Origin of the sequence: Occultella kanbiaonis (assembly GCF_009708215.1) — a bacterium.
GTDB lineage: Bacteria > Actinomycetota > Actinomycetes > Actinomycetales > Beutenbergiaceae > Occultella > Occultella kanbiaonis.
Genome location: NZ_CP046175.1, coordinates 2,118,438 through 2,140,252, shown reverse-complemented (window position 1 = coordinate 2,140,252; position 21,815 = coordinate 2,118,438). Strand labels below are relative to the sequence as shown.

22 protein-coding genes are annotated in these 21,815 nt (G+C 71.1%); 9 read left to right on the top strand and 13 right to left on the bottom strand.

Going from position 1 to position 21,815, the window contains the following annotated elements:
* Positions 1 to 2: 2 nt before the first annotated feature.
* The 4 genes from GKS42_RS09835 to mraZ form a co-directional block, all read right to left on the bottom strand.
* Entirely contained in the window at positions 3 to 1,787 is a 1,785-nt protein-coding gene (locus tag GKS42_RS09835; RefSeq protein WP_154793660.1) for a peptidoglycan D,D-transpeptidase FtsI family protein, read from the bottom strand.
* A 5-nt stretch (positions 1,788 to 1,792) separates the two neighbouring features.
* Positions 1,793 to 2,191 (bottom strand): cell division protein FtsL, encoded by a 399-nt coding sequence (gene ftsL / locus GKS42_RS09830; protein WP_474649523.1) that lies wholly within the window; start codon positions 2,189 to 2,191, stop codon positions 1,793 to 1,795.
* A gap of 5 nt (positions 2,192 to 2,196) precedes the next feature.
* On the bottom strand, positions 2,197 to 3,186 hold the full coding sequence (gene rsmH / locus GKS42_RS09825; protein ID WP_154793658.1) for a 16S rRNA (cytosine(1402)-N(4))-methyltransferase RsmH: 990 nt from the start codon (positions 3,184 to 3,186) through the stop codon (positions 2,197 to 2,199).
* 178 nt (positions 3,187 to 3,364) lie between these two features.
* On the bottom strand, positions 3,365 to 3,793 hold the full coding sequence (gene mraZ / locus GKS42_RS09820) for a division/cell wall cluster transcriptional repressor MraZ (RefSeq protein WP_154793657.1): 429 nt from the start codon (positions 3,791 to 3,793) through the stop codon (positions 3,365 to 3,367).
* 205 nt (positions 3,794 to 3,998) lie between these two features.
* Between mraZ and GKS42_RS09815 the strand changes: the two genes are divergently transcribed.
* Genes GKS42_RS09815 through GKS42_RS09805 form a run of 3 tightly spaced genes read left to right on the top strand, consistent with a single transcriptional unit; the run spans position 3,999 to position 8,294 of the window.
* Positions 3,999 to 4,961 carry an AAA family ATPase gene (locus GKS42_RS09815; protein WP_154793656.1) on the top strand — a complete coding sequence of 321 codons (963 nt, stop codon included), beginning with the start codon at positions 3,999 to 4,001 and terminating at the stop codon, positions 4,959 to 4,961.
* A 10-nt stretch (positions 4,962 to 4,971) separates the two neighbouring features.
* Positions 4,972 to 6,138, top strand: a complete 1,167-nt coding sequence (locus GKS42_RS09810; protein ID WP_154793655.1) for a DUF58 domain-containing protein — start codon at positions 4,972 to 4,974, stop codon at positions 6,136 to 6,138.
* A complete protein-coding gene (locus tag GKS42_RS09805) occupies positions 6,138 to 8,294 on the top strand; it encodes a transglutaminase TgpA family protein (RefSeq protein WP_154793654.1) in 2,157 nt (718 codons plus the stop codon). Before GKS42_RS09810 ends, GKS42_RS09805 begins: the two co-directional genes overlap by 1 nt.
* A 233-nt stretch (positions 8,295 to 8,527) precedes the next feature.
* Here GKS42_RS09805 and GKS42_RS09800 read toward each other — a convergent pair whose 3' ends face one another.
* The 3 genes from GKS42_RS09800 to GKS42_RS09790 are packed head-to-tail and all read right to left on the bottom strand — an operon-like array spanning position 8,528 to position 10,642.
* Positions 8,528 to 8,911, bottom strand: a complete 384-nt coding sequence (locus tag GKS42_RS09800; protein WP_154793653.1) for a DUF3040 domain-containing protein — start codon at positions 8,909 to 8,911, stop codon at positions 8,528 to 8,530.
* A 50-nt stretch (positions 8,912 to 8,961) separates the two neighbouring features.
* Positions 8,962 to 10,209 (bottom strand): DNA polymerase IV, encoded by a 1,248-nt coding sequence (dinB, locus tag GKS42_RS09795; protein WP_154793652.1) that lies wholly within the window; start codon positions 10,207 to 10,209, stop codon positions 8,962 to 8,964.
* A 7-nt stretch (positions 10,210 to 10,216) separates the two neighbouring features.
* Positions 10,217 to 10,642 carry an SAV_6107 family HEPN domain-containing protein gene (locus GKS42_RS09790; protein ID WP_154793651.1) on the bottom strand — a complete coding sequence of 142 codons (426 nt, stop codon included), beginning with the start codon at positions 10,640 to 10,642 and terminating at the stop codon, positions 10,217 to 10,219.
* A gap of 118 nt (positions 10,643 to 10,760) precedes the next feature.
* On the opposite strand from GKS42_RS09790, the gene GKS42_RS09785 reads away from it, so the two are divergent.
* Positions 10,761 to 11,702: a spermidine synthase gene (locus GKS42_RS09785; RefSeq protein ID WP_168217799.1), complete on the top strand. Its 942-nt coding sequence runs from the start codon at positions 10,761 to 10,763 to the stop codon at positions 11,700 to 11,702.
* Positions 11,703 to 11,779: 77 nt separating this feature from the next.
* Here GKS42_RS09785 and GKS42_RS09780 read toward each other — a convergent pair whose 3' ends face one another.
* Together GKS42_RS09780 and GKS42_RS09775 are read right to left on the bottom strand one after the other, a co-directional pair.
* Positions 11,780 to 11,983 carry a cold-shock protein gene (locus GKS42_RS09780; protein ID WP_133108871.1) on the bottom strand — a complete coding sequence of 68 codons (204 nt, stop codon included), beginning with the start codon at positions 11,981 to 11,983 and terminating at the stop codon, positions 11,780 to 11,782.
* 251 nt (positions 11,984 to 12,234) lie between these two features.
* Complete coding sequence (locus tag GKS42_RS09775) at positions 12,235 to 13,161, bottom strand: PAC2 family protein (RefSeq protein ID WP_154793649.1); 927 nt, start codon at positions 13,159 to 13,161, stop codon at positions 12,235 to 12,237.
* 182 nt (positions 13,162 to 13,343) lie between these two features.
* Between GKS42_RS09775 and GKS42_RS09770 the strand changes: the two genes are divergently transcribed.
* Both GKS42_RS09770 and serA read left to right on the top strand, forming a co-directional pair.
* Entirely contained in the window at positions 13,344 to 15,557 is a 2,214-nt protein-coding gene (locus tag GKS42_RS09770; RefSeq protein WP_232847999.1) for a HelD family protein, read from the top strand.
* Positions 15,558 to 15,603: 46 nt separating this feature from the next.
* Complete coding sequence (gene serA / locus GKS42_RS09765; RefSeq protein WP_154793648.1) at positions 15,604 to 16,821, top strand: phosphoglycerate dehydrogenase; 1,218 nt, start codon at positions 15,604 to 15,606, stop codon at positions 16,819 to 16,821.
* 75 nt (positions 16,822 to 16,896) lie between these two features.
* On the opposite strand, the gene GKS42_RS09760 is transcribed toward serA, so the two are convergent.
* The gene (locus tag GKS42_RS09760) at positions 16,897 to 17,091 is read right to left on the bottom strand and encodes a DUF5302 domain-containing protein (protein WP_154793647.1); all 195 of its coding nucleotides are present in this window, start codon (positions 17,089 to 17,091) and stop codon (positions 16,897 to 16,899) included.
* 126 nt (positions 17,092 to 17,217) lie between these two features.
* Between GKS42_RS09760 and GKS42_RS09755 the strand changes: the two genes are divergently transcribed.
* Complete coding sequence (locus GKS42_RS09755; protein WP_154793646.1) at positions 17,218 to 17,787, top strand: GNAT family N-acetyltransferase; 570 nt, start codon at positions 17,218 to 17,220, stop codon at positions 17,785 to 17,787.
* A gap of 6 nt (positions 17,788 to 17,793) precedes the next feature.
* Here the strand turns inward: GKS42_RS09755 and GKS42_RS09750 are convergent, their stop codons facing one another.
* Positions 17,794 to 18,300 carry a P-loop nucleotide/nucleoside kinase family protein gene (locus GKS42_RS09750; protein ID WP_154793645.1) on the bottom strand — a complete coding sequence of 169 codons (507 nt, stop codon included), beginning with the start codon at positions 18,298 to 18,300 and terminating at the stop codon, positions 17,794 to 17,796.
* Positions 18,301 to 18,348: 48 nt separating this feature from the next.
* Between GKS42_RS09750 and GKS42_RS09745 the strand changes: the two genes are divergently transcribed.
* Positions 18,349 to 19,398 (top strand): aldo/keto reductase, encoded by a 1,050-nt coding sequence (locus GKS42_RS09745; protein WP_154793644.1) that lies wholly within the window; start codon positions 18,349 to 18,351, stop codon positions 19,396 to 19,398.
* 132 nt (positions 19,399 to 19,530) lie between these two features.
* Here the strand turns inward: GKS42_RS09745 and nrdR are convergent, their stop codons facing one another.
* The gene (nrdR, locus tag GKS42_RS09740; protein WP_154793643.1) at positions 19,531 to 20,004 is read right to left on the bottom strand and encodes a transcriptional regulator NrdR; all 474 of its coding nucleotides are present in this window, start codon (positions 20,002 to 20,004) and stop codon (positions 19,531 to 19,533) included.
* A gap of 166 nt (positions 20,005 to 20,170) precedes the next feature.
* Positions 20,171 to 20,869: a LysM peptidoglycan-binding domain-containing protein gene (locus tag GKS42_RS09735; protein WP_154793642.1), complete on the bottom strand. Its 699-nt coding sequence runs from the start codon at positions 20,867 to 20,869 to the stop codon at positions 20,171 to 20,173.
* Between the two features lie 299 nt (positions 20,870 to 21,168).
* Here GKS42_RS09735 and lexA point away from each other — a divergent pair, with 299 nt between their 5' ends.
* Positions 21,169 to 21,792, top strand: a complete 624-nt coding sequence (gene lexA, locus GKS42_RS09730; RefSeq protein WP_232848088.1) for a transcriptional repressor LexA — start codon at positions 21,169 to 21,171, stop codon at positions 21,790 to 21,792.
* Positions 21,793 to 21,815 lie beyond the last annotated feature (23 nt).

Here is a 21,815-nt window from a genome sequence, read left to right as displayed (position 1 = left end):
TTTCAGGAGGCATCCGGCGTCAGCGGGTAGGGGTCCGCCGGCTCCGTGCTGGGGGCGACGCCGCGCGACTGCAGGGCGAACGCGGTGACATCGTGGAACACCGGCGCGGCGATGGTGCCGCCGTAGATCCCGCTGGACGGGTTGTAGATGACCACGCCGACGGCCAGGTCGGGATCGTCCGCCGGAGCGATGCCGACGAAGGACGCGGCGACGTCGTTGAGCTGCCCGGTCTCGTCGGCCACCTGGGCCGTACCGGTCTTGCCCGCGATCCGGTATCCCTCGATCGCGGCGTGCTCACCGGTGCCGTCGTCGCCGACCACGCTCTCCAGCATCCTGATCATCTGCTCGCTGCTCTCCGGGGAGACGACCTGCTCGGGCTCGGCCGGCGCATTCTCGATGAACTCGCCGTCGCAGTCGTAGCCGTCCACCAGGCGGGGGGTGATGTGGACACCCTCGTTCGCGACGGTGGCGAAGACCCCGGTGTTCTGCAGCAGGGTCACCGCCACGCCCTGACCGAACATGGTGGTGAAGCGCTGGCGACCGTCCCAGTCCTCAGGGGCGGACAGGATGCCCCCGGACTCCCCGGGGAGGCCGATCCCGGTGGCTTCGCCCCAACCGAGCCGTTGCATGTACTCGTACCGGGTGGCGTCCGACATGAGGCGGCCGATGTTGACGGTCCCGGTGTTCGCGGACTCGGCGAGCACACCCGCGGGAGTGAGGATCTGATCGGGGTGCTCGGTGTGGTCGTGGAACGTCTGACCGTTGTCGGTGGTGAGCCGGTACGGGTCCTCGACCGGGCTCGTCGGCGTGATCACGCCCTCCTCGAGGGCGCTCAGGATGGTGAGCACCTTGCCGGTCGAACCGGGCTCGTACGGGCTCGTCACCGAACGGGCACCGCGGTCCTCCACGGCCGAGGCACCCGGGTTGTTCGGGTCCACGCTGTCGGAGTCGGCGAGCGCGATGATCCGGCCGGTGCTGCGCTCGATGATCACGACCGAGCCCCAGTCCGCCCCGTAGGTGTCGACGGCGTCGTCGATCACCTGCTGGGTGTGCCACTGGATGTCCGAGTCGATGGTCAGCTGCACGTCACAGCCCGGCATCGCCGGGGTGGTGGACTGCTGCCCGGTCGGGATCACCTGACCGGACGCGCCGATCTCCACCTCGAGCCGGCCGTCGGTGCCGAGCAGGTCCTCGTTCTGGGTCTGCTCGATGCCGGCCGCGCCGACGCCCTCGGAGTTCACCCAGCCGAGGATGCTGCCGGCCGTGGCGCCGTTCGGATAGACCCGCTCGAAGGTGTCCTCGGAGGCGACCCCGTTAATGCCGAGGGCCGCGACCTGCTGCCACACCTCGGGCGAGACATCGCGTGCAAGGATCACGTAGCCGGCCTCGCCGACCAACTGGGCACCGAGCGTGTTGACGTCCAGTCCGAGCACGGGCGCCAGCACCTGCGCGGCCGCGGCCGCGCCGTAGCCGATCACCTCGTCGTCCTCGTTGTAGAGGCGGAAGTCCGGGATCTGGTTCTGGTCGACGACCACGCGGTACGTCTCCACCGTGGTGGCCAGCACGGTCCCGTTCGCATCCACGATGTTCCCGCGGGCGCCGGTCAGGGTGTAGGTATGGGTGCGCTCCGCGAGGGCGGCCTGAGCCAGGGACGGCCCGATGATCGCCTGGACGTAGATGAGGCGGCCGGCGAAGACCATCATCACCGCGAGGAGGGCGGCCAGCAGGACCGTCTGCCGCTTCTCGGGTGCTCCGACCTTGGTGAAGCGGTTCTGTCCTTGCGCCATGCCGCTCACCCGTCCTCGCCGATCAGCCCGGCCGCCTCACCGAGCACGGTGCCCTGCTCGAGCAGGATGTAGTTCATGCCCTCGGCCGGCACCATGCCGAGCGCCGCCGCCCGAGCGGACAGTGCCGCGGGCGAGCCGAGGGTGTCCACCTCGCGGGCGAGCACCTGCTGCTCCTCCGAGAGCCGGGCGAGCGCGACCTCCTGGTCGTGCATCTCGTACGCCGTCGAGGCCATCGCCGTGTTCAGCGCCAGAGCACCGAGGAGGGCGCCGCCGAGGATGGCCATGCACAACAGGATGAACGGCAGAACCGTCCGAGCGGGTGCAGGCGCGCGGACGATCCGCAACCGCGGTCTCCACGTCGGGACGGAGAGCGGTCGCGCCGTCCGAGGTGCGCGAGCCGGCATGGCGCTCATGAGTGGGCCTCCAGGTGGGTGGGAGTGGGGCGCAACCGCTCGGCGGCCCGGAGCCGGACCGAGGCCGAGCGGGGATTGCGGGCCTGTTCGGCCTCGTCGGCCTCCTCGGCACCGCGGGTGAGCAGCCGCAGGTAGGGCTCGTGCTCACTCAGTTCCACCGGGAGACCCGGCGGGGTGGAGGAGGTCGCCCCGCGGGCAAGGGCCCGCTTGACGATCCGGTCCTCGAGCGACTGGAAGGACATCACGACGATCCGCCCGCCGACCGCGAGGGTGGAAACCGCGGCGGGGATCGCACGCTCGAGCACCTCGAGCTCGGCGTTCACGGCGATCCGCAACGCCTGGAAGGTCCGCTTCGCGGGGTTCCCACCGGTGCGCCGGGCGGCCTGGGGAATGTTGTCGCGGACGAGGTCGACCAGTTGTCCGGACCGGGTCACCGGGTCGCTCTCGCGCCGGGCGACGATGGCCCGGGCGATCCGTGGTGCGAACTTCTCGTCGCCGTAGCGGTAGAGGATCGTGCGCAGCTCGTGCTCCGGCTCGGTGGCGAGCAGGTCGGCCGCGGTGCGCCCGGTGGTCTGGTCCATGCGCATGTCCAGCGGCGCGTCCTGCGCGTAGGCGAACCCGCGCTCCGGCTCGTCGAGCTGCATCGAGGAGACGCCGAGATCGAGGAGGATCCCCTGCACCCGGCCGGACTCGGTGTTTGCGGCGACGACCTCGCGGATCGAGTCGTGGACGGCGTGGACGGGTGTGAACCGAGCGGAGAACCGGGCCAGCCGGGCTCCGGCCAGGGCGAGTGCGGCCGGGTCCCTGTCGATGCCGATCACCCGCACCTGCGGGAAGCGGGTCAGCACCAGTTCGCTGTGACCGCCGAGGCCGAGCGTGCCGTCCACGTAGACGGCGCCGGGTTCGGCGAGTGCGGGACCGAGGAGCTCGACGCATCGGTCGGCGAGCACCGGGATGTGCCTGCCGTCGATGTCTTCGGAGCTCATGGGGCCTTCCTGCGGGACTCGGTCCGTTCGGTGGTGGGAAGTGGAGTGCGTGGTGGGAAGTGGAGCGAGTGGGTGGTCGGGAGGCCCTCCGCCGCCCGACCAGGACTCCCCCCGCCTGCTCTGGCGCCGGGGAAGTGCGTCAGAGTCGCGGTGAGAGACCTCGCGGGGCGGTGGTGCGTCAGAGACCCGGGATCACCTCCTCGCTGATGTCGGCGAAGGCCTGCTCGGAGGCCTCGAGGTAGGTGGCCCAGGCCGCGGCGTCCCAGATCTCGATCCGGGTGCCGGTGCCGATCACGGCCAGCTCCCGGTCGAGACCGGCGTATTTCCGCAGGTTCGCAGGGATCGTGACGCGGCCCTGCCGGTCCGGGATCTCTTCGGACGCACCGGAGAGGAACACCCGCATGTAGTCGCGGGTGCGCTTGTCCGCACTCGAGGCCTGACGGAGCTCGGTGTGCACGCGCTCGAACTCGTCGCGCGGGAAGGCGTACAGGCAGCGGTCCTGGCCTCGGGTGATGAAGACCCCCGGTGCCATCTCGTCACGGAACTTGGCGGGCAGGATCAGGCGGCCCTTCTCGTCCAGCCGAGGCTCGTACGTACCGAGAAACATCACCCACCCCCTTCCCACTTCACTCCGGATGCCCCCACGCTACTCCACTTTGCTCCACCCACAAGGCAGAAGGCGCATCGAGTCGTGAAGATCCCGTACAAACGTGCAGGTCAGGGCCGGTGGTGTGAAGTGGAGGGTTTCGGTCGTGCCGATCCCGCAGTCGCTTCACCGAACGCGGGCGGTCGCGACCGAATAGGCTCGGCCCATGGCGCAGCAGCAGCACACCGTCGACCTGACCGAGACGGGGCGATCGATCGATGCGTTGCAGCGCAGCCTCCGATCGGTGGTCCATGGCCGCGACGAGGCGGTAGCGACGGCGATCGCCGTCTTCCTCGCCCAGGGTCACCTGCTGCTCGAGGACGTGCCCGGGGTCGGCAAGACCACCCTCGCCAAGGCCCTGGCAGCCTCCGTGGAGGGCACGGTCGGTCGGATCCAGTTCACTCCCGACCTGCTGCCGAGCGACCTGACCGGGGTCACGATCTACAAGCAGGAGTCCGCGGAGTTCGAGTTCCACCCCGGCCCGTTGTTCGCAACCGTGGTCATCGGTGACGAGATCAACCGGGCCTCGCCGAAGACCCAGTCGGCACTGCTGGAGTCGATGCAGGAGCGGCAGGTGACGGTCGACGGCCGGTCCCACCCGCTACCCCAGCCGTTCATGGTGATCGCGACCCAGAACCCCGTCGAGATGGAGGGCACCTATCCGCTGCCGGAGGCGCAGCGGGACCGGTTCATGGCCCAGTCCTCGATCGGCTACCCGCCGGCTCAGGACGAACTCGAACTGCTCGCCTCGGGCGGGTTCCGCGATCCGCTCGAGGCGGTCACGCCGGTGCTGTCGCAGGCCGAGACGCTGCGGATCATCGCCGAGGTGAGGGAGATCTTCGTCTCCGACGCCGTGTTGCGGTACGTGCTGAGTCTGGTCCGGGCCACCCGGGAGCACGCGCATGTCGAACTGGGCGCCTCGCCCCGGGCCGGTCTGCAACTGGTGGCGCTGTCCAAGGCCCGTGCCGTGATGGCCGGACGGGACTTCGTACTGCCCGACGACGTCCAGCAGAACACCCTGCCGGTGCTGGCCCACCGGCTCGCCCTGACCCGGTCGGCGCGACGCGGGCGCGCGGAGGCGCCGGAGGTCCTGGACGAGATCCTGCGAACCGTGCCCGTGCCTGCGTGAGGATCCTGCCGTGCGACTGAGCGCCCGGGCGATCGGCCTGCTGATCAGCGGGGCGATGCTGGCCGTGCTCGCCGCGTCGATGCAGTCGCTCACGCTGGCCCGGATCGCGGCCCTGGTGGTCGCGGTGCCGCTGGTCAGCCTGCTCTGGTCGCTGGTCACCCGGGCCATGTCGAAGCCGGCGGCGGTGGTGCGCACGGTCATCCCGCAGCGCCCGACGGCGGGCTCCAGCGCAACGGTCCGGCTGCACACGACCGATGTACGGCTCGGGCCGTGGACGACGCTGCGCGAGCGCGTGCCGAGCGCACTGCACCGGAGCGGGACCAGTGGAGGCGGCTACACGATCACCCCGCCGAGTCGTGGTGTGTTCTCCCTCGGCCCGGCGACGGTGCATCGCTCCGACCCCCTGAACCTCGTGCGCTGGCGGGTCACCAGTGGTCCGACGGACGAGGTGATCGTCTGGCCCCGGTACGCCGACCTGACCCGGGAGATCCGCGCGGTGACGCTGGACGCCGCCGTGTCCCGGCCCCAGGGCAGTCCGCAGCGAAATCTCGAGGACCTGACGCTGCGCGAGTATCAGCGCGGTGACGATCTGCATCGGGTGCACTGGCGCAGCTCCGCGCGTCAGGGCGCCCTGATGGTCCGCCAGGACGAGCCGTCGACGACGCACGGCGTGGACGTCCTCCTGGATCTCGGTGCACCGGAGGACCACTCCCCCGAGAACGGGACCGAGTGGGCGGTCAGCGCCACCGCGTCCCTGGCGGTCTCACTGATCCGGCACCGGTACCGGGTCCGGATCGCCACGCATCACACCACCCGCGGTGGCGCGAGCGACGAACCGCTGGTCGGCCCGTCGCAGACCGAGGCGCTGGACCTGCTCGCCAGGGCCGAGGCCATCCCCGCCGACATCCGGGACGACGTGCACGCCGAGCTCATGCGCAGGGCCCGCGGCAGCGGGGCGCCGATCCTCATGGTGGTGCTCCGGGAGCCCGAGGAGGCGTTGATCGACCGGATCGCGCCGTTGGCCGGACGCCGCCGGTGTTTCGCACTGGTGGTGTCCACGGTCGCCGGCACAGACCTGGGGCCGCTGGAGTCCGAGGGCTGGAGCGTGTCCCAGGTGGGTCCGGACGCCTCAGTCGCCGACGCCTGGTCCGACCTGCTCACGGTCGGGGCGCGCTGATGGGCCGCCGCCTGACGGCCACCGGGGCGATCCTGGTCGCCACGTTGTCATCCACGTTCGCGCTGGCGCGGCTCGTCGACCAGGACGTGTGGCTGCGCAAGGGGATCCTCGCCCTCATCATCGTCGCGGGCGCGGTCCTGCTCGCGCGCCGGTTCCTGCGCTCGGACCTGCTGCCGACCCTGATCGGACTGGTGGTGGCCGCGTTCACCCTCGCGGCCATGTTCGCCCCGGGCTCGGCGCTGCTGGGGATCCTCCCCACGAGGGCGTCCATCCACGAACTGCGCGCCCTCGTCGAGTCCGGCCTGTTGGCTTCCCGGGAGTCCACGCCGCCGATCTCCGGGAACGTGGGGGTCGGGCTGCTCGTGGTCACCGGGATGGTGGTCGTCTACCTGTTCGCGGAACTCCTGGGGGTCGGAGCCGGCGCGCCCGCCTGGGCTGCGCTGCCACTCCTGGGGCTCTGGACGGTCCCCGTAGTGATCGGTGCCCGGGTGCACACGTGGGTCTTCGTCGTGGCCGGCCTGAGCTTCCTGATGCTGCTCGCCGTCCAGGCGCGGGCCCACGAGCCGGCGGCCCGGTCGAGACGGCGTGCGCCCGACGCGCTGCGCCGCCGGGCGCTGGTGGCGAGCGCGACGGTGGTGGGGGTGACCCTGGTGGTTGCTCTGGTCGGGGCACCCAGCCTGCTCCGGCTGCCGAGCCCGGTGCGCCTGCACACGCTCTATGACCTGAGCTCGTCCAACTCCACCCGGCTTGACCTCGGTCTGGACCTGCGGGAGAACCTGCAGCGGGACGAGGACGTACTCCTGGTGACCTACCAGGGCGTCACGCCCGCCCAGCTCGGACCGCTTCAGGCCTACACGCTCACCGAGTTCAACGGCAGCACCTGGGAGCGTGGCGAGCCCGGCGACACGGTTCCGGTCGAGGGCCAGACGTTGTGGCCGCAGGACGACCCGGGCGCCGGTGCCGATCAGCGGGCCACGATCACCATCCACGACCTCGGGCAGGACCGGTTGCTGGTACCCGGGGAGCCACGCACGGTCTCGGTAGAGGGGGTCTGGGCCTACGACCCGACGGCCGACGAGGTCATCGCTCAGGGCTCGCCGCCGTCACCGTTCACCTATGACGTCGCGTTCACGCCACGGGATCTCAGCGCCACGGCGCTGAGCACGCTCGATCCACGGTCCCTGGAGGTCGACCCGGAGTTGCTGGAGGTACCCGACACCGGGTACGGCCAGGAGATCGCCGACCTGACCCGTGAGGTCGTGGACGCGGCCGGCGCGACGACGCCGTACGAGCAGGTACTCGCGATCCAGAACTTCCTTCGCGACGACTCCCTGTTCGTCTACACCCAGACCATCGAGGGTGCTCGCACCACCGACGCGGTCTGGGACTTCCTCACCGACCGGAACGGCTACTGCGTGCAGTTCGCGACGGCGATGGCGATCATGCTGCGCACGCTCGACATCCCGACCCGGGTCGCGATCGGGTTCCTGCCCGGTGAGACGCGCCCGGACGGTGTCAACGCGATCACCGCGCACCGCGCTCACGCCTGGCCGCAGGTGCTGTTCCCCGACGTCGGCTGGGTGCGGTTCGAGCCGACGCCCAGCCTGCAGTCCGGGGATGCGCCGGCGTGGGCACCCACCCCGGCCACGGGTGACGAGCCGAGTCAGGAGCCGACCACGACGCAGGCGCCCACCACGGCCGCTACCTCACAGGCTCCCACCACCGGCCCGGCTGCCACGACGCCGTCGACCACAGCTCCCGACTCCTCGAGCGCCCAGCGCTCCAACGTGGCCGTGGTGCTCGCCGTGATCTCCGGGTTGATCGTGCTCCTCGCCGCCGTCGGCGCCTGGCGCCGTCGGCGCGCCTCGGGAAGCACGCTCGAACACCACTGGGAACGAGCGGTCCGTGCGCTGGGGCGGGCCGGGTTCGACACGTCACCCGCGCTGACGCCGATGGCGCTGGCGCGGGCGGCAACCGAACGTCTCGAGCCCGACGCAGCGGCCGCACTCCAGCAGCTCGCGGACGCGGTGGCGACCGAGCGGTACGGGCGCTCCGATGCCCCCGCGGCCGATCCGGTGAACGTCGACCTCTGGGCGGAGCAGGTGGTTGCCGGCGCCAGGGCCGCAGGCCGGCAGGCCGCTGCTACGCGCCACTGAGCGCGTTCCGCCACGGGCGCGTTGAACGCCGGGCGCCTTCAGTATGGGCGCGTTCCGGCACTGGGCGCGCTCAACGCCTGAGGGTGCGAGCGAAGCCGCCTGCGAGACGCGGACGGCGCGCCAGTGCAGCGGATTGTCATGCGGGCGGTCCGAACGACTGCGTCCGGACGACGCCCTCAGCACTACTACTCGGCACTACGACAACTCCGGTTCGGTGCTACCGGACCGGTGCCCTACTGACCGTCGCCGCGGCGACGGTCCCAACGCTCCTCAAGGCGCGTCATGAACGAAGACTTCCGTGGCTTCATCCGACGCACGTTCGTGGCCTTGCCAGCTTCACCTGTCGGTGCCGGGCTCCCCACACGGGGCCGCGAGATCGCCCACATGACGCCACCGAACATGGCGAGGAAACCAGCGATGCCGAGCGGAATGAACTGGCTGGCCACGCCACCAACGAGCATGCCCAGCCCGGCCAGCGCCACGAGTGTGCCGAGCACCACGTGCAAGGGTCGGCGCGTCGGCGTGCCGGAGATCGCATCCGCGAGCTTGGGGTCGTCGGAGCGCAGTTGCTGCTCCATCTGCTCCAGCACGCGTTGCTCGTACTCAGAGAGAGGCATGTCACCTCCCAAAAGGGTTCCGGACCGCCCCCGTGCGGGGCTGTTGAATCTTAGTTTAAGTCCCCTGAGCGGTTCGCGGTAGCCGGAACGGACAGCAGTGATCCCGCTGTGAGCGCATTCACTCCATATCGGGCCCGGACGGCGTCCATCGCACGCTCCGCCTCGCGTCGTTCCTCCCCCGGATCGTCGAGTCGAGCCTGCACCACCGTGGTCGCGGAATCGCTGAGCGCGTCGCACCGGACGCCCAGGAGCCGCACCCCTCCGGCCGGCACGTCCACGCCCGCGAGCAGCGACCGCGCCGCCTGGTACAGCTCGTGCGCGACGTCCGTCGGAGCCTCCAGGGCACGCGACCGGGTCAGGGTGGTGAAGTCCGCGAACCGCACCTTGATGGAGACCCCGGCAGTGACCAGATCACCCGCACGCAGCCGGGCCGCACACCGGTGTGCCTGGTCGAGCAGGACAGCGGCCATCGCCGCCCGCCCGGTGAGGTTGATCGCGAAGGTCTGCTCGTGACCGATGGACTTCTCCTGACGGACGGGCTGCACCGGCCGTGGATCACGCCCCCAGGACAGGTCGAACAGCCGCCCGCCGGCGGAGTTGCCGAGCAGCCGGTTCAGCGTCCCCACCGGGGTGTTGGCGAGGTCGGCGACCGTGTGGATCGCGAGCCGGGCCAGGTTCGCCTGGGTGCGCTCCCCGACCCCCCAGAGTGCGCCGACCGGCAGCGAGTGCAGGAACGGCACACTCGCCTCGTCCGGGATGAGCAACAGACCGTCCGGCTTGGCGTGGCTGGACGCGAGCTTCGCGACGAACTTCGTCGAGGCGACACCGACCGACGCGACCACCTTGAGCTCCGTGCGGATCCGCTCTCGGATCTGCTCGGCGATCAGTCGCGGCGGCCCGATCCGGCGCCGCGCGCCGGAGACGTCGAGGAACGCCTCGTCGATGCTCAACGGTTCGATCACGGGCGTGACCTCGCCGAGGATCCGCATCACCGACTGGGACACCTCGCGGTAGCGCCCGTGCTCGGGCTGGATCACGATCGCCTGCGGGCACAACGCGCGTGCCTGCGCCATCGGCATCGCCGAGTGGACCCCGGCGGCGCGCGCCTCGTAGGTTGCCGAGAGCACCACGCCGCGGTGCTGGCCGCCGACGATGACCGGCCGGCCGCGCAGTTCCGGGCGATCGATCAGCTCGACCGCGGCGAAGAAGGCGTCCATGTCCACGTGCAGGATCGGGGTCCGCGAGTCGTCGCTGCCCCAGTCGCGATTCGCGCCGACGCCGCGCGGACCCCGGCTCATACCGAACTCATGACGCCAACGCGGACACGCGCTGGTCCCGCGCCGCGGACGCCCGCAGCACATGCTCGCCGGCGAGCCCGAGGAACTCGGTGGCCGCCTCGAACGTCTCCTGGGCACGCTCGACGCTCAGCGCGACGTCCCGGTCGGAGTCGATGGCCGCCCGGATCGGCGCGCCGCTTGCGAAGTACACAGCCCAAGGCTGCCACTGCTCGCCCGCCTCGGCGAGTTGCTCCCAGACGCTGCGCACGGCCCGCCGGCGCCTGGCCGGCACCGGCACGGCTCCCGACCCGACGGCGACGACCGCGGCCGCCGCCCGGAGCCCGGCCATGTGGGCATGCAGGAACACCGAGCGCGCGCCGGTACCGGCCCCGACCTCGTCGAGCTCGGCCTGGGCGCGACGCAGGAGCTGATCGGGACTCGTATATGCCGCCATCTCGCCTGCCTCCGTCCTGTTCCGCCTTCGATCGACCGCCGGGCCTTCGGGAGCCGGTGTTCGACCTGCCTCCAGTATCGAACACGTGTTCGAACCTGTCAAGAGGTACGGTCTGTCCATGGCCCGCCGCCGCTCACCGCGCTCCCGCGCCGTTCCGCAACGATCGCAGCGGTCACCGTGGCCGACCGGCCCCGTTCCAACCTCGCTGTCGACTGTAGAACTGACCACCGACAGTGCCGATCCGGACGGTGTGCTGGTCCTGCTCGACGGGGTCGAGAGCTCCCACCTCGATCTCGCCGATCCGCGTCGGCTGATGTTCGAGTACATGCAGCAGATGCTCGCCGCCCTGGAGGAGTCACTGCCCGAGGGCGGCGGTGTCCGGGCCCTGCACCTCGGTGCGGCCGGCTGCGCCCTTGCCCGGGCCGTCGACGCGACCTGGCCGGACTCGCGCCAGCTCGCCGTCGAAGTCGATGCCCTCCTCGCCCAGTACGTGCGCGACTGGTTCGATCTGCCCCGCGCGCCGCGGCTCCGGATCCGCGTCGACGATGCCCGGCGCACCACGACGGCGGCCCGGGAGGACAGCTACGACGCCGTGATCCGGGACGCGTTCGCGGACCGGGCGGTACCGGCACACCTACGCACCCTGGAGTTCACCCGCGAGGTGGCCAGGGTCCTCGGGCCCGGTGGGCTCTACCTCGCGAACACCGCCGACCATCCACCGCTGCCGCTGGCCCGCCGGGAGGCGGCAACCGTGGCCGAGGTGTTCGAGTACACCGCCGTGATCGCGGAGCCGGGCGTCCTGAAGGGCCGCCGGTACGGCAACGTCGTGCTGGTCGGCTCCGCCGAACCGCTGCCCCTGGCCCACCTGGACCGGCGGGTGCGGACCCTGCCCGCGCCCGCGAGCCTGGTCCACGGCCCGGCGTTCGAGGTGTTCATGGGCACCTCGCGCCCGTTCACGGACCCGCCGCCGACGCTCGGATCGGACCCGGCCGCCGTGGCGACCACGGCCGGCGGCGACGGGCCTACGCCGGCGAGCGCCGCCGTCGACCACTCGTCCTGAGCAGCGCGGACGCCGGCGGGTCCGAGCATGCGAGGGGGCCCGCACCCCGTGGGTGCGGGCCCCCTCACCGAGCGAGATCAGACGGCGCGAACGCTCTCCGCCTGCGGGCCCTTCGGGCCCTGGGTGATCTCGAACTCGACGCGCTGTGCCTCTTCGAGGCTGCGGTAGCCGTCGGACTGAATGGCCGAGTAGTGGACGAAGACGTCGTCGCCGCCGCCGTCCTGGGCGATGAAGCCGTAGCCCTTCTCAGCGTTGAACCACTTGACGGTTCCCTGTGCCATGTTGTGCGTGTCCTTCCGGGGACAATTCTGGGGCGGGCCCGGTGCCCACCCCGGTGATGCCGCAATGCTTCGCCCCACGTCAGTGTGGACGGACTCGTGGCACCTCAACGGCCCCACTCGTTCGTCCGTGAGACCTGCACCGGTTGTGCTTGCCCCGGATCGTACGTAAGTGAAACGCCTGCAACACCGGCAAGTCTGGCATGGCCGGCGTCAAGAATTCCACTGATTCGCAGGAATCGGTGGACCGGGCGTCAGTCGGAGTCGCCGTCCTTGCCGGCCAGGTAGGCCTCGAACTGCGCGCCGAGTTCGTCGGCACTGGGCAGTTCCTCCGCCGGCGCGGTCAGCGATCCGCGCCCCGGTTCACCGTTCGCACTGAGGAACGAGTCGAACTGGGTCTCCAGCGCGTGCACCACGGCGCCGACCTCCTCCGAACCGGACACCTGCCGGTCGATGTCAGCGCGAACCTTCGCCCCGGCAGCCTCGAGGTCACCCACGGGCAGGCTCAGCCCCGTGGTGCGCGAGATCTGCCGGACCAGTTCCGCGGCCGCCTGCGGGTACTCCATCTGGGCCAGGTAGTGCGGCACGTTGACCGCGTAGCCGAGCGCGTCGCGCCCCTCCTGGCCGAGCCGGAACTCGAGCAGTGCCGAGACGGTGCCCGGCACCTGGACGTTCGAGAAGTAGTTCGGGTGCTCCCCGATCAGGTCCGCCCGGGTCGCGTGCGCCGTGACCGTCATCGGGCGGGTGTGCGGCACGCCCATCGGTACGCCGTGCACTCCGATCGTGGTGGTCACGCCGAAGTCCTCGATGATGGTGCGCACGGCCGCGACGAACCGTTCCCACTGCAGGTCCGGCTCGAGCCCGTGCAGCAAGAGCACCGGGGCGCCCTCGTCGTCGCGGATCAGGTCGACCACGAGCTCGGGGTCCTCGTAGGACGTCCAGGCGCCGTCGTCGAACACCATCGACGGCCGGCGAGAACGGTAGTCCAGGAGCGCGTCCACATCGAAGTCGATCAGTCGCTCACTCGGAAGCTTGCGGGTCAGGTGACGGGCCATCAGCCGACCCGCGTGGCCGGCGTCCATGGCGCCCTGCAGGGCGTGCACCAGCACCGGGACCTCGCCGTCGCGCAGGTCCACCGGGCCGTCGCTGCGGCTGTACAACTCTCGTGGGTCCTTCGTCATGTCACTCACCTCTCCACCGATCCAACACGAGGACCGCCGGTGTCATTCCCCATCGTCCTCTCGCGACCGGAGAGTGGACATCGCGACGCGGACCGCGCCGATCAGGGGGATAATGGACGGCCGTCCGATCCACTCCAGTACCGAGAACTGCCGCCGAGCATGCAGGGAGATCCGATCACATCGTGACCGCGACCGAACCCACCAAGAACATCGTGCCGTTCGCCGAGCAGACGTATCTGGACGCCGTCTATGCCCGCTTGGACGAGTTGCGCGAGCACACCACCCAGCGGCTCGCGCAGGTGCGGCGCGAGGGCCCGTCGGGCTCGCCCCAGAACCGCTCCGAGCGCGACGCGTTCGCGACGCTGTACGAGGACCGCCTGGCCCAGCTCGACGCCGTCGAGGACCGGCTCGTGTTCGGACGGATGGACCTGCGCGACGGCGGGCGCCGGTACGTCGGCCGGATCGGCCTCTCGGACGACGACCACGCCCCGATGCTCACCGACTGGCGGGCACCGGCCGCACGCGCCTTCTACCAGGCGACCGCTGCGGCTCCTGGTGACCTGATCCTGCGCCGACACCTGCAGACCCGCGCGCGCACGGTGATCGCGGTCGAGGACGACGTGCTCGACCTGGATGCGCTCACCGATGCCGCCGAGGTGAACCTCTCCGGCGAGGGCGCGCTGCTGGCCGCCCTGAACGCTCAGCGCACCGGCCGGATGGGCGACATCGTGGCCACCATCCAGGCCGAGCAGGACGCGGTGATCCGCTCCGACCTGGACGGCGTGCTGGTGGTCCAGGGTGGTCCCGGCACCGGGAAGACTGCGGTGGCCCTGCACCGCGCCGCCTACCTGCTCTACGCGCACCGGCAACGCCTCGAGCGGTCCGGAGTCCTGATGATCGGGCCGAGCCGGGTGTTCCTGCGCTACATCGAGCAGGTGCTGCCCTCCCTCGGCGAGACGGGTGTGGTCGCCTCGACGATGGCGGACCTGGTGCCGGGCGTGAGCGCGCGTGGCATCGAGTCGGACCGCGTCGCCGAGATCAAGGGCCGGGCCGTGTGGGCGCGGATCATCGCTTCGGCCGTACGCGCCCGGCAGCGGGTGCTGCCCGAGCGGGAGCTGAAGGTGGGTTCGGTCCGGCTCACGCTGCGTCCGGCCGAGGTGCGCGAGGCGCAGGCTCGGGCCCGGCGTGGGCGAGCGCCGCACAACCTCGCCCGGGTGACGTTCGTGCGCCAGATGCTCACCGCCCTGTCCCGTCAGTACGCCGAGATGGTCCCCGGTCTCGGCGAGGACGATCACGTGGAGGTGCTCGAGGAGCTCCGGTCCGCGCGGGACGTGCGGGTGGCGCTGAACCTGTGCTGGATGCCGTTGTCCGCGACCGGCCTGCTGGCCGACCTGTACGCCAAGCCGCACCGCCTCACTGAGGCGGCACCGATGCTGACCGCTGCCGAGCGCAGGCTGCTCGAGCGGACCGACGCCGAGTGGACCCCCGCGGACGTCCCGCTCATCGACGAGGCCGCCGAACTCATAGGCGCCGACGAGGAGGCCGATCGCGCGCGCGCCCGCGAGGCCGAGACCCGCCGGGCCCAGGAGGTCGAGTACGCCCGCGAGGTCCTGGAGGCCAGCGGGGCGGGTGGCGGCATGGTCTCCGCCGAGGTCCTCGCCGACCGGTTCGCGACCTCCGGTCCGCGGCAGACGACGGCCGAACGCGCCTACGCGGACCGCAGCTGGACCTACGGGCACGTCGTGGTCGACGAGGCCCAGGAGCTCTCCGCGATGGCGTGGCGGGCGCTGCTGCGCCGGAACCCGACCCGGTCGATGACCATCGTCGGTGATGTCTCGCAGACCTCCACCCGGGCCGGCACCTCCGACTGGGGCGCGACCCTCGACGGACCGCTGCGCGGCCGCTGGCGGTTGGCGACGCTGACCGTGAACTACCGGACGCCGTCGGACATCATGGACGCCGCCAGGCGGGTGGCGACGGCCGCCGACCCGGAGCACCCGCCGACGCCGGTCACCTCGGCCCGGGACATCGACGACGCGCTGGCGATCACGCAGGTCGACGATCTGACGGCGGGTCTGCGGGCGGCCGTCGAGGCCGAGCGGAAGACGCTCGACGGCGGCCGGCTCGCCGTGGTCGCGGCGCGGCACCGGCATGCGGGGCTGCTCGAGGCGCTCGGGGTGTCGGCCGTGGTCGACCTCACCGACGAGGTGGTCCTGCTCGACCCGGCGGGCAGCAAGGGCCTGGAGTTCGACGTCGTCGTGCTCGGCGAACCGGCCGAGCTGATGCCCGAGTCGGACCGGGCCGGCGACCTGTACGTGGCGATGACCAGGCCGACCCGGCGCCTGCACGTGGTGCATCACGGCCCGCTGCCGGAGGGCCTCGCCGACGTCCACTGAGTGGTCGCGTTTTTGTTACTGGGCCGCGCAGGTGGACGATAGGGCCGTGGTCAAGGCACTCCTTCTGGAAAACATCCATCCGCTCGGCAGGGAACTGCTGGCGCACGCCGGCGTCGAGGTGGTCACCGCCAAGGGTGCCCTCGACGAGGACGAGCTGATCGAGGCGCTGCAGGGCGTCGACGTCCTCGGCATCCGGTCCAAGACGAACGTGACGGCCCGGGTGCTGCAGAGCGCACCCGATCTGCTCGCCGTCGGGGCGTTCTGCATCGGCACGAACCAGATCGACCTGCGAGCCGCCGCCGGCCGTGGCGTCGCTGCGTTCAACGCGCCGTTCTCGAACACCCGCTCGGTCGTGGAGCTGGCCCTCGCCGAGATCATCGCGTTGACCCGGCGGCTCACCGAGAAGGACAAGGCGCTGCACGCCGGCACCTGGGACAAGTCGGCGACTGGCGCGCACGAGGTGCGCGGCCGCACGCTCGGCATCGTCGGGTACGGGAACATCGGCACCCAGCTCTCGGTGCTCGCCGAGGCCCTCGGGATGCGCGTGGTGTTCTACGACACCGCCGAGAAGCTCGCGCTCGGCAACGCCCAGCGGATGCGCAGCCTCGACGAGCTGCTGGACGTGGCGGACGTGGTGACCCTGCATGTCGACGGGCGGCCCGGGAACGCGGGCATGTTCGGGCCGGCGCAGTTCGCCCGGATGAAGGAGGGATCGATCTTCCTCAACCTCTCCCGCGGCTTCCTCGTCGACTACGCCCACCTGCGTGACCAGATCGTCTCGGGCCGGATCGTCGGCGCCGCGGTCGACGTGTTCGCCGAGGAGCCCAAGGCCCAGGGCGACGCGTTCGAGTCCGAGCTGCGCGACCTGCCGAACGTGATCCTCACCCCGCACGTGGGCGGCTCCACCGAGGAGGCACAGAAGGACATCGGGATGTTCGTCGCCGGCAAGCTGCGCGACTACCTCGAGACCGGTGCGACCGCGCTGAGCGTCAACGTCCCCGCGCTCATCCTGGACCGCCCGCGCGACGGCTCGCACCGGATCGCGCACCTGCACCGCAACGTGCCGGGTGTCCTCGCCGCGGTGAACCGGACGCTGGCCGCGGGTGGTGCGAACATCGAGAGCCAGGTGCTCAGCACCTCCGGCGACGTGGGTTACGTGGTGACCGACCTCAGCGCCGACCTGCGGCCGTCCGAGCTCACCGAACTGCTGGACATGGAGCCGACGATCCGGGTGCGGGCGCTGCACCCCGACTCCGAGGACTGACCTTCCCCACGGACGCGAACGGCGGGCCGAGCGACGGGGTGCTCCCCATTCGCCCGGCCCGCCGCGTCACGTGGCTCAGCCGGACTTGCGCCGGAACACCCGCTTACCCTCGGCGCCGGTGACCTCGGAGCCGTGCACGCTCCCGGTGTTGCGGCGTCCCTCGGCGGTCATGTGCTCCTTCTCGCGCTTGCGCTCGAGGGCCTCACGCATCTTGGCCTTCGAGTCGGCCAGAGCGGCCTCGTCGGGTCCGGCATCTGTGGGATCGGGCATCGTCACACCTCTTCGTTCGTTCGTCCGCCGGGTTCTCCGGCGTGCCCCCTACCCTGCCGTGGCGGGCTGGCCGGCGCCACCCATATTCGATTGCGGCAGGCCTACGAGGTAGCCAGGGTGGGTGGCATGCCCCTCACGATCTGCGACTACCGGTCGGACGACGCCGCGAGCTGGCTGCGTTGCCGGCTGCTGAGCTTCTTCGAGACCGAGTACTACGACGACGTGTACACGCAGCGCCCGACCTACGAACTACCGTCGGTCCAGCTCGTGGCGGACGACGGCGGAACTGTCGTCGGTCTGCTCGACGTCACCGTCGACGGAGTCGAGGCGACCATCGAGTCGGTGGCCGTGCACCCCGATCACGCCCGGACCGGCATCGCGAGCCGGCTCCTGGACGCGGCGCTGCCGCGCCTGGCCGGCGCGCACACCCTGGACGCGTGGACCCGCGGGAACGAGGCCGCCAACGGCTGGTACCTGGCCCGCGGCTTCCGGGAGAACCACCGTTATCTGCACGTCTACGCCGACAGCGGGGTGACGGACGCCGAACTGGAGGGCTTCACGTCGCCGGAACCGCTGAGCGCCCCGCTGTTCGTGTTCGCGCACGCCCGCATCGACGACGAGGACGAGATGCGTCGACGGTACCGGCGCGTGCACGTGTGCAGGCAGTACCTACGGGACCTCGCGCCGCCCGACTGAGCCTTCTCACCGCCCGAGGTACGCCAGCACGACGGGCAGAGGGTCAGCCGGATCGGCCGTGTCGACGCGCAGGTGCGGGTCGGTCCACGGCGGGGCCGTCGCCTGCGACACCTGCGCCCAGGTGGGCTCCGGGAACCCGGCCAGGTCCCGCCGTCGTCCCTCGAGCCGGGACCGGTGCAGGTCCGGGTCGGAACAGATCACGTCCACGACCCGCAATGGGACGCCGGACCGCGCCGCCAGCCTCCGCCACTGCTCACGCGCCGGCTCCACCGCGTTGACGGCGTCGACCAGCACGCACTGGCCCAGGACGAGAACCCCCTCCGCGAGGGCCTCGACCACGACGTAGGCAGCCAGGCCGGTGGGTAGCGATCCGCCGGGGCCACCGACCCCGGCGCGCCACATGGCGGCCTCGACGGGGTCGACTGAGAGCACCGGAACCGTCAGCGCGCGGGCGATCCGGCCGGCCAGATGGGACTTGCCGGCGCCTGGCGGCCCGGACATCACGATCAGCATGCGCCCACGCTACGTGCCGCCACGAAGGGCGCACTACGCTCGGTGGCCATGACCACCGCGTTCCCGGCCGAGGACCGTTACGACCGGATGCCGATGCGCCGAGCGGGGAACTCCGGCTTGGACCTGCCGACCATCTCCCTCGGCCTGTGGCAGAACTTCGGCGTCGCCACGCCGATCGACCGCCAGCGCGAGCTCATCCATCACGCGTTCGACCGTGGTATCACCCACCTGGACCTGGCGAACAACTACGGACCGCCGGTCGGCGCCGCCGAGGAGAACCTCGGCGCCCTGCTGGCCAAGGACCTTCGGGCCCTGCGGGACGAGCTGGTGATCACGACGAAGGCCGGCTACCGGGCGGGGCCGGGACCCTACGGCGAGGGCGGCTCACGCAAGTACCTGCTGTCCTCGCTGGACGCCTCGCTGCAGCGGCTCGGCCTGGATCACGTCGACGTCTTCTACAGCCACCGGTACGACCCGAGCACACCCCTGACCGAGACGCTCGGCGCGCTCAGGACGGCGGTGGACTCCGGCCGCGCCAGGTACGCGGGCATCTCCTCCTACTCGGCGCAGCGGACCCGTGAGGCTCTCGCGGTCGCGGACCAGCTCGGGCTGCGCCTGAGCGTGCACCAGCCGTCGTACTCGATGATCAACCGCTGGATCGAGCACCCGGGTCCCGCCGGCGAGTCACTCCTGGACGTCGCCGGGGCGGCCAGGCTCGCTCTGGTGGTGTTCTCGCCGCTGGCGCAGGGCATGCTCACCGACCGCTACCTGGACGGCGTCCCCTCCGACTCGCGTGGCGCGAAGGGTGCCTCGTTGAAGAGGGAGTACCTCACGGCCGCCAACCTCGACCGGATCCGTTCGCTCAATGCCATCGCCGAGCGGCGCGGCCAGACGCTGGCCCAGCTGGCGGTGACGTGGGTGCTGCGCGACCCGCGTGTCACGACCGCCCTGGTGGGCGCGTCCAGCGTGGCCCAGTTGGACGACACCCTCGCCGCGCTCGACGCACCGAGCCTCACCAGCGCAGAACTGACCGAGATCGATCGGTACGCCCGCGACGGCGGCGTGAATCTGTGGGGCGCGCGCTCAAGCGACCTGTGAGGGGTACCGATCCGGCCCGATGCGGCGCGGCGTCCGCGTCTGCCGACGGCCCGGCCGGCGGACGCCCGCCGGGACCCGGTCGATGCTGCCGCCGGTGGTGCTGGCTTCCCCTCCAGCGCCACCGGCGGCGGTCTATGGGAGCGATTCCTCGCTCTGGTCCGGGCGGTCCACCCGCAGGGCGGCGATCGCGGCCTCGAAGTCCTCCAGCGAGGAGAAGGCCTGGTACACGCTGGCGAACCGGAGGTAGGCCACCTCGTCCAGCTCGCGCAGGGGGCCGAGGATGGTCAGTCCGACCTCATGCGCATCGATCTCCGCGACACCGTTGCTGCGGATCGTCTCCTCGACCTGCTGTGCGAGCAGGGCAAGGTCGTCATCGGAAACAGGCCGCCCCTGGCAAGCCTTGCGGACGCCAGAGATGATCTTGTCCCGGCTGAACGGCTCGACGGCACCGGAACGCTTCATCACGTTCAGACTGGTGGTCTCGACCGTCGTGAATCGCCGCCCGCAGTTCGGGCACTGGCGCCGCCGCCGGATCGCGGACCCGTCCTCGGCGGTCCGGGAGTCCACGACGCGGGAATCGGAGTGCCGACAGAACGGGCAGTGCACCGACGGATCCTTCCCACATCGTGGCCGTCGTTCCCGTGCACTACATGTGCGCGGATCACAACGGTGTAACTACTAGATGTAGGGAAACGTTAGGCGTTCGCGTGCCCAGATGCAAGCGACTTCGGGCACACGAGCGGCTTCGCCCTGCTGCCGGGCCAACAGTGGGTCAGCCGACGGGAACCGTGAGCGCCTGACCTGCCACCACCGTGGAGGTGGCGAGCGAGTTCAGCTCCATGATCTGGTCGACCACCACGCGCACGTCCGCGCCGGGTGCGGCGTGCTCGGCGGCGATCGCCCAGAGGCTCTCCCCGGGCGAGACGACCACCGTCGCCACCTCGGTGGGGGCGGCCGGCTCGGACGGGAATGCGAGGCCGAGGACCGACCCGAGCGCCGCGGCGACGACGAGTCCGAGCACCACGAGCACCCGGCGACCGCGGACCGTCAGCCGCAGCGGCGCATCGACGGCCGTGCGGGCCGGCTCGACCGTCTCGGCGGGCAGTGCGTCCGAACGGCGCACTGGCCGACGGACCGGCCGCACCGGGGCGCCGTCACGCTCGGGCCGCGCGAGCGGCACGGGCACCGGTGCCAGCGCGGGCGCCGAGGTGAGGTCGGGCAGGGCGGGCGCGAGTCGACGAGTCGGCGCCGGTGCGAGCGGGCCGACCAATGCCGCGGGCGAAGGCACCAGCGCGACCGCGGACGACCCGACGGTCGGGTGCGCACTCACGACCCGGGTCACCGGCCGGGCCGCCCCGGCGCGGCCCCCCGGCACCGCCGACAGGTGGCGACGACGTACAGCTCGGCCGCGCCGCGTCCCGGCGTTGGCACCCGCGCGGAGCTCGGCGTGGGGGAAGGCCAGTGCACTCATCGGGAGTCTCCTCGGTCGTCGCGGGTAGAACGATTGTTCGTCGAACGGCTGTACTGAAGGTAGCACGCGGCGATTCCGATGTCGACACGCCAGTCGAACACATGTTTTGCGGATCGGCCGATGACGCCTACTGTGGTCCTGAACACTTCGACAGCACATCACCGCCCTCTGACAATGGCGGAAACACAGGCCGAACCGACCATCAGGAGGAGACCGTGACCCGATCCAGCCGCTCCAAGTCCCCCGACCCGAAGGACACCCCCGGCCCCGACGGCCTCAGCGTGCGTCAGCGGCAGATCATGGGCTCCATCCGGTCGAGCATCGAGGCCAAGGGCTACCCGCCCACCATGCGAGAGATCGGTGCGGCCGTGGGGCTGGCGAGCCCATCCTCGGTGAAGTACCAGCTCAACCTGCTCGAACAGAAGGGGTACCTGCGCCGGGACCCGATCTCCACCCGCGCGATCGAGGTCATCGCGCCGGATGACGCCCAGTCCGTCCGCGGCGACATCGACATCTTCGAGGCGCCGGACCGGGAGGGCATCGATCCCGGTGCCGCGTATGTGCCGGTCGTCGGCCGGATCGCGGCCGGTGGCCCGATCCTGGCAGAGCAGGCCGTGGAGGACGTGTTCCCGCTCCCCCGCCAGTTGGTCGGCGAAGGCGATCTGTTCCTGCTCAAGGTGGTCGGCGAGTCGATGATCGACGCCGCGATCTGCGACGGCGACTGGGTGGTCGTGCGGCAGCAGAACGTCGCTGAGAACGGCGAGATCGTCGCCGCGATGATCGACGGCGAGGCGACCGTGAAGACGCTCAAGCGCTCCGCTTCGCAGGTCTGGCTGATGCCGGCCAACCCGGCGTTCTCACCGATCGACGGGAACGAGGCGCAGATCCTCGGCCGTGTGGTGAGTGTGCTCCGCTCGATCTGAGGTCGGGGTTCGGCTTCTGGGGC

Bases quoted from the DNA above. Each gene is read 5' to 3' on its own strand.
- GKS42_RS09805 (WP_154793654.1), top strand. From the start codon at position 6,138: ATGGGCCGCCGCCTGACGGCCACCGGGGCGATCCTGGTCGCCACGTTG.
- GKS42_RS09815 (WP_154793656.1), top strand. From the start codon at position 3,999: ATGGCGCAGCAGCAGCACACCGTCGACCTGACCGAGACGGGGCGATCG.
- GKS42_RS09775 (WP_154793649.1), bottom strand. From the start codon at position 13,161: ATGACGAAGGACCCACGAGAGTTGTACAGCCGCAGCGACGGCCCGGTG.
- GKS42_RS09780 (WP_133108871.1), bottom strand. From the start codon at position 11,983: ATGGCACAGGGAACCGTCAAGTGGTTCAACGCTGAGAAGGGCTACGGC.
- GKS42_RS09745 (WP_154793644.1), top strand. From the start codon at position 18,349: ATGACCACCGCGTTCCCGGCCGAGGACCGTTACGACCGGATGCCGATG.
- GKS42_RS09790 (WP_154793651.1), bottom strand. From the start codon at position 10,642: ATGGCGGCATATACGAGTCCCGATCAGCTCCTGCGTCGCGCCCAGGCC.
- GKS42_RS09750 (WP_154793645.1), bottom strand. From the start codon at position 18,300: ATGCTGATCGTGATGTCCGGGCCGCCAGGCGCCGGCAAGTCCCATCTG.
- GKS42_RS09755 (WP_154793646.1), top strand. From the start codon at position 17,218: ATGCCCCTCACGATCTGCGACTACCGGTCGGACGACGCCGCGAGCTGG.
- dinB (WP_154793652.1), bottom strand. From the start codon at position 10,209: ATGAGCCGGGGTCCGCGCGGCGTCGGCGCGAATCGCGACTGGGGCAGC.
- GKS42_RS09760 (WP_154793647.1), bottom strand. From the start codon at position 17,091: ATGCCCGATCCCACAGATGCCGGACCCGACGAGGCCGCTCTGGCCGAC.
- ftsL (WP_474649523.1), bottom strand. From the start codon at position 2,191: ATGCCGGCTCGCGCACCTCGGACGGCGCGACCGCTCTCCGTCCCGACG.
- GKS42_RS09785 (WP_168217799.1), top strand. From the start codon at position 10,761: ATGGCCCGCCGCCGCTCACCGCGCTCCCGCGCCGTTCCGCAACGATCG.
- rsmH (WP_154793658.1), bottom strand. From the start codon at position 3,186: ATGAGCTCCGAAGACATCGACGGCAGGCACATCCCGGTGCTCGCCGAC.
- mraZ (WP_154793657.1), bottom strand. From the start codon at position 3,793: ATGTTTCTCGGTACGTACGAGCCTCGGCTGGACGAGAAGGGCCGCCTG.
- GKS42_RS09835 (WP_154793660.1), bottom strand. From the start codon at position 1,787: ATGGCGCAAGGACAGAACCGCTTCACCAAGGTCGGAGCACCCGAGAAG.
- GKS42_RS09735 (WP_154793642.1), bottom strand. From the start codon at position 20,869: ATGAGTGCACTGGCCTTCCCCCACGCCGAGCTCCGCGCGGGTGCCAAC.
- lexA (WP_232848088.1), top strand. From the start codon at position 21,169: ATGGGCTCCATCCGGTCGAGCATCGAGGCCAAGGGCTACCCGCCCACC.
- GKS42_RS09800 (WP_154793653.1), bottom strand. From the start codon at position 8,911: ATGCCTCTCTCTGAGTACGAGCAACGCGTGCTGGAGCAGATGGAGCAG.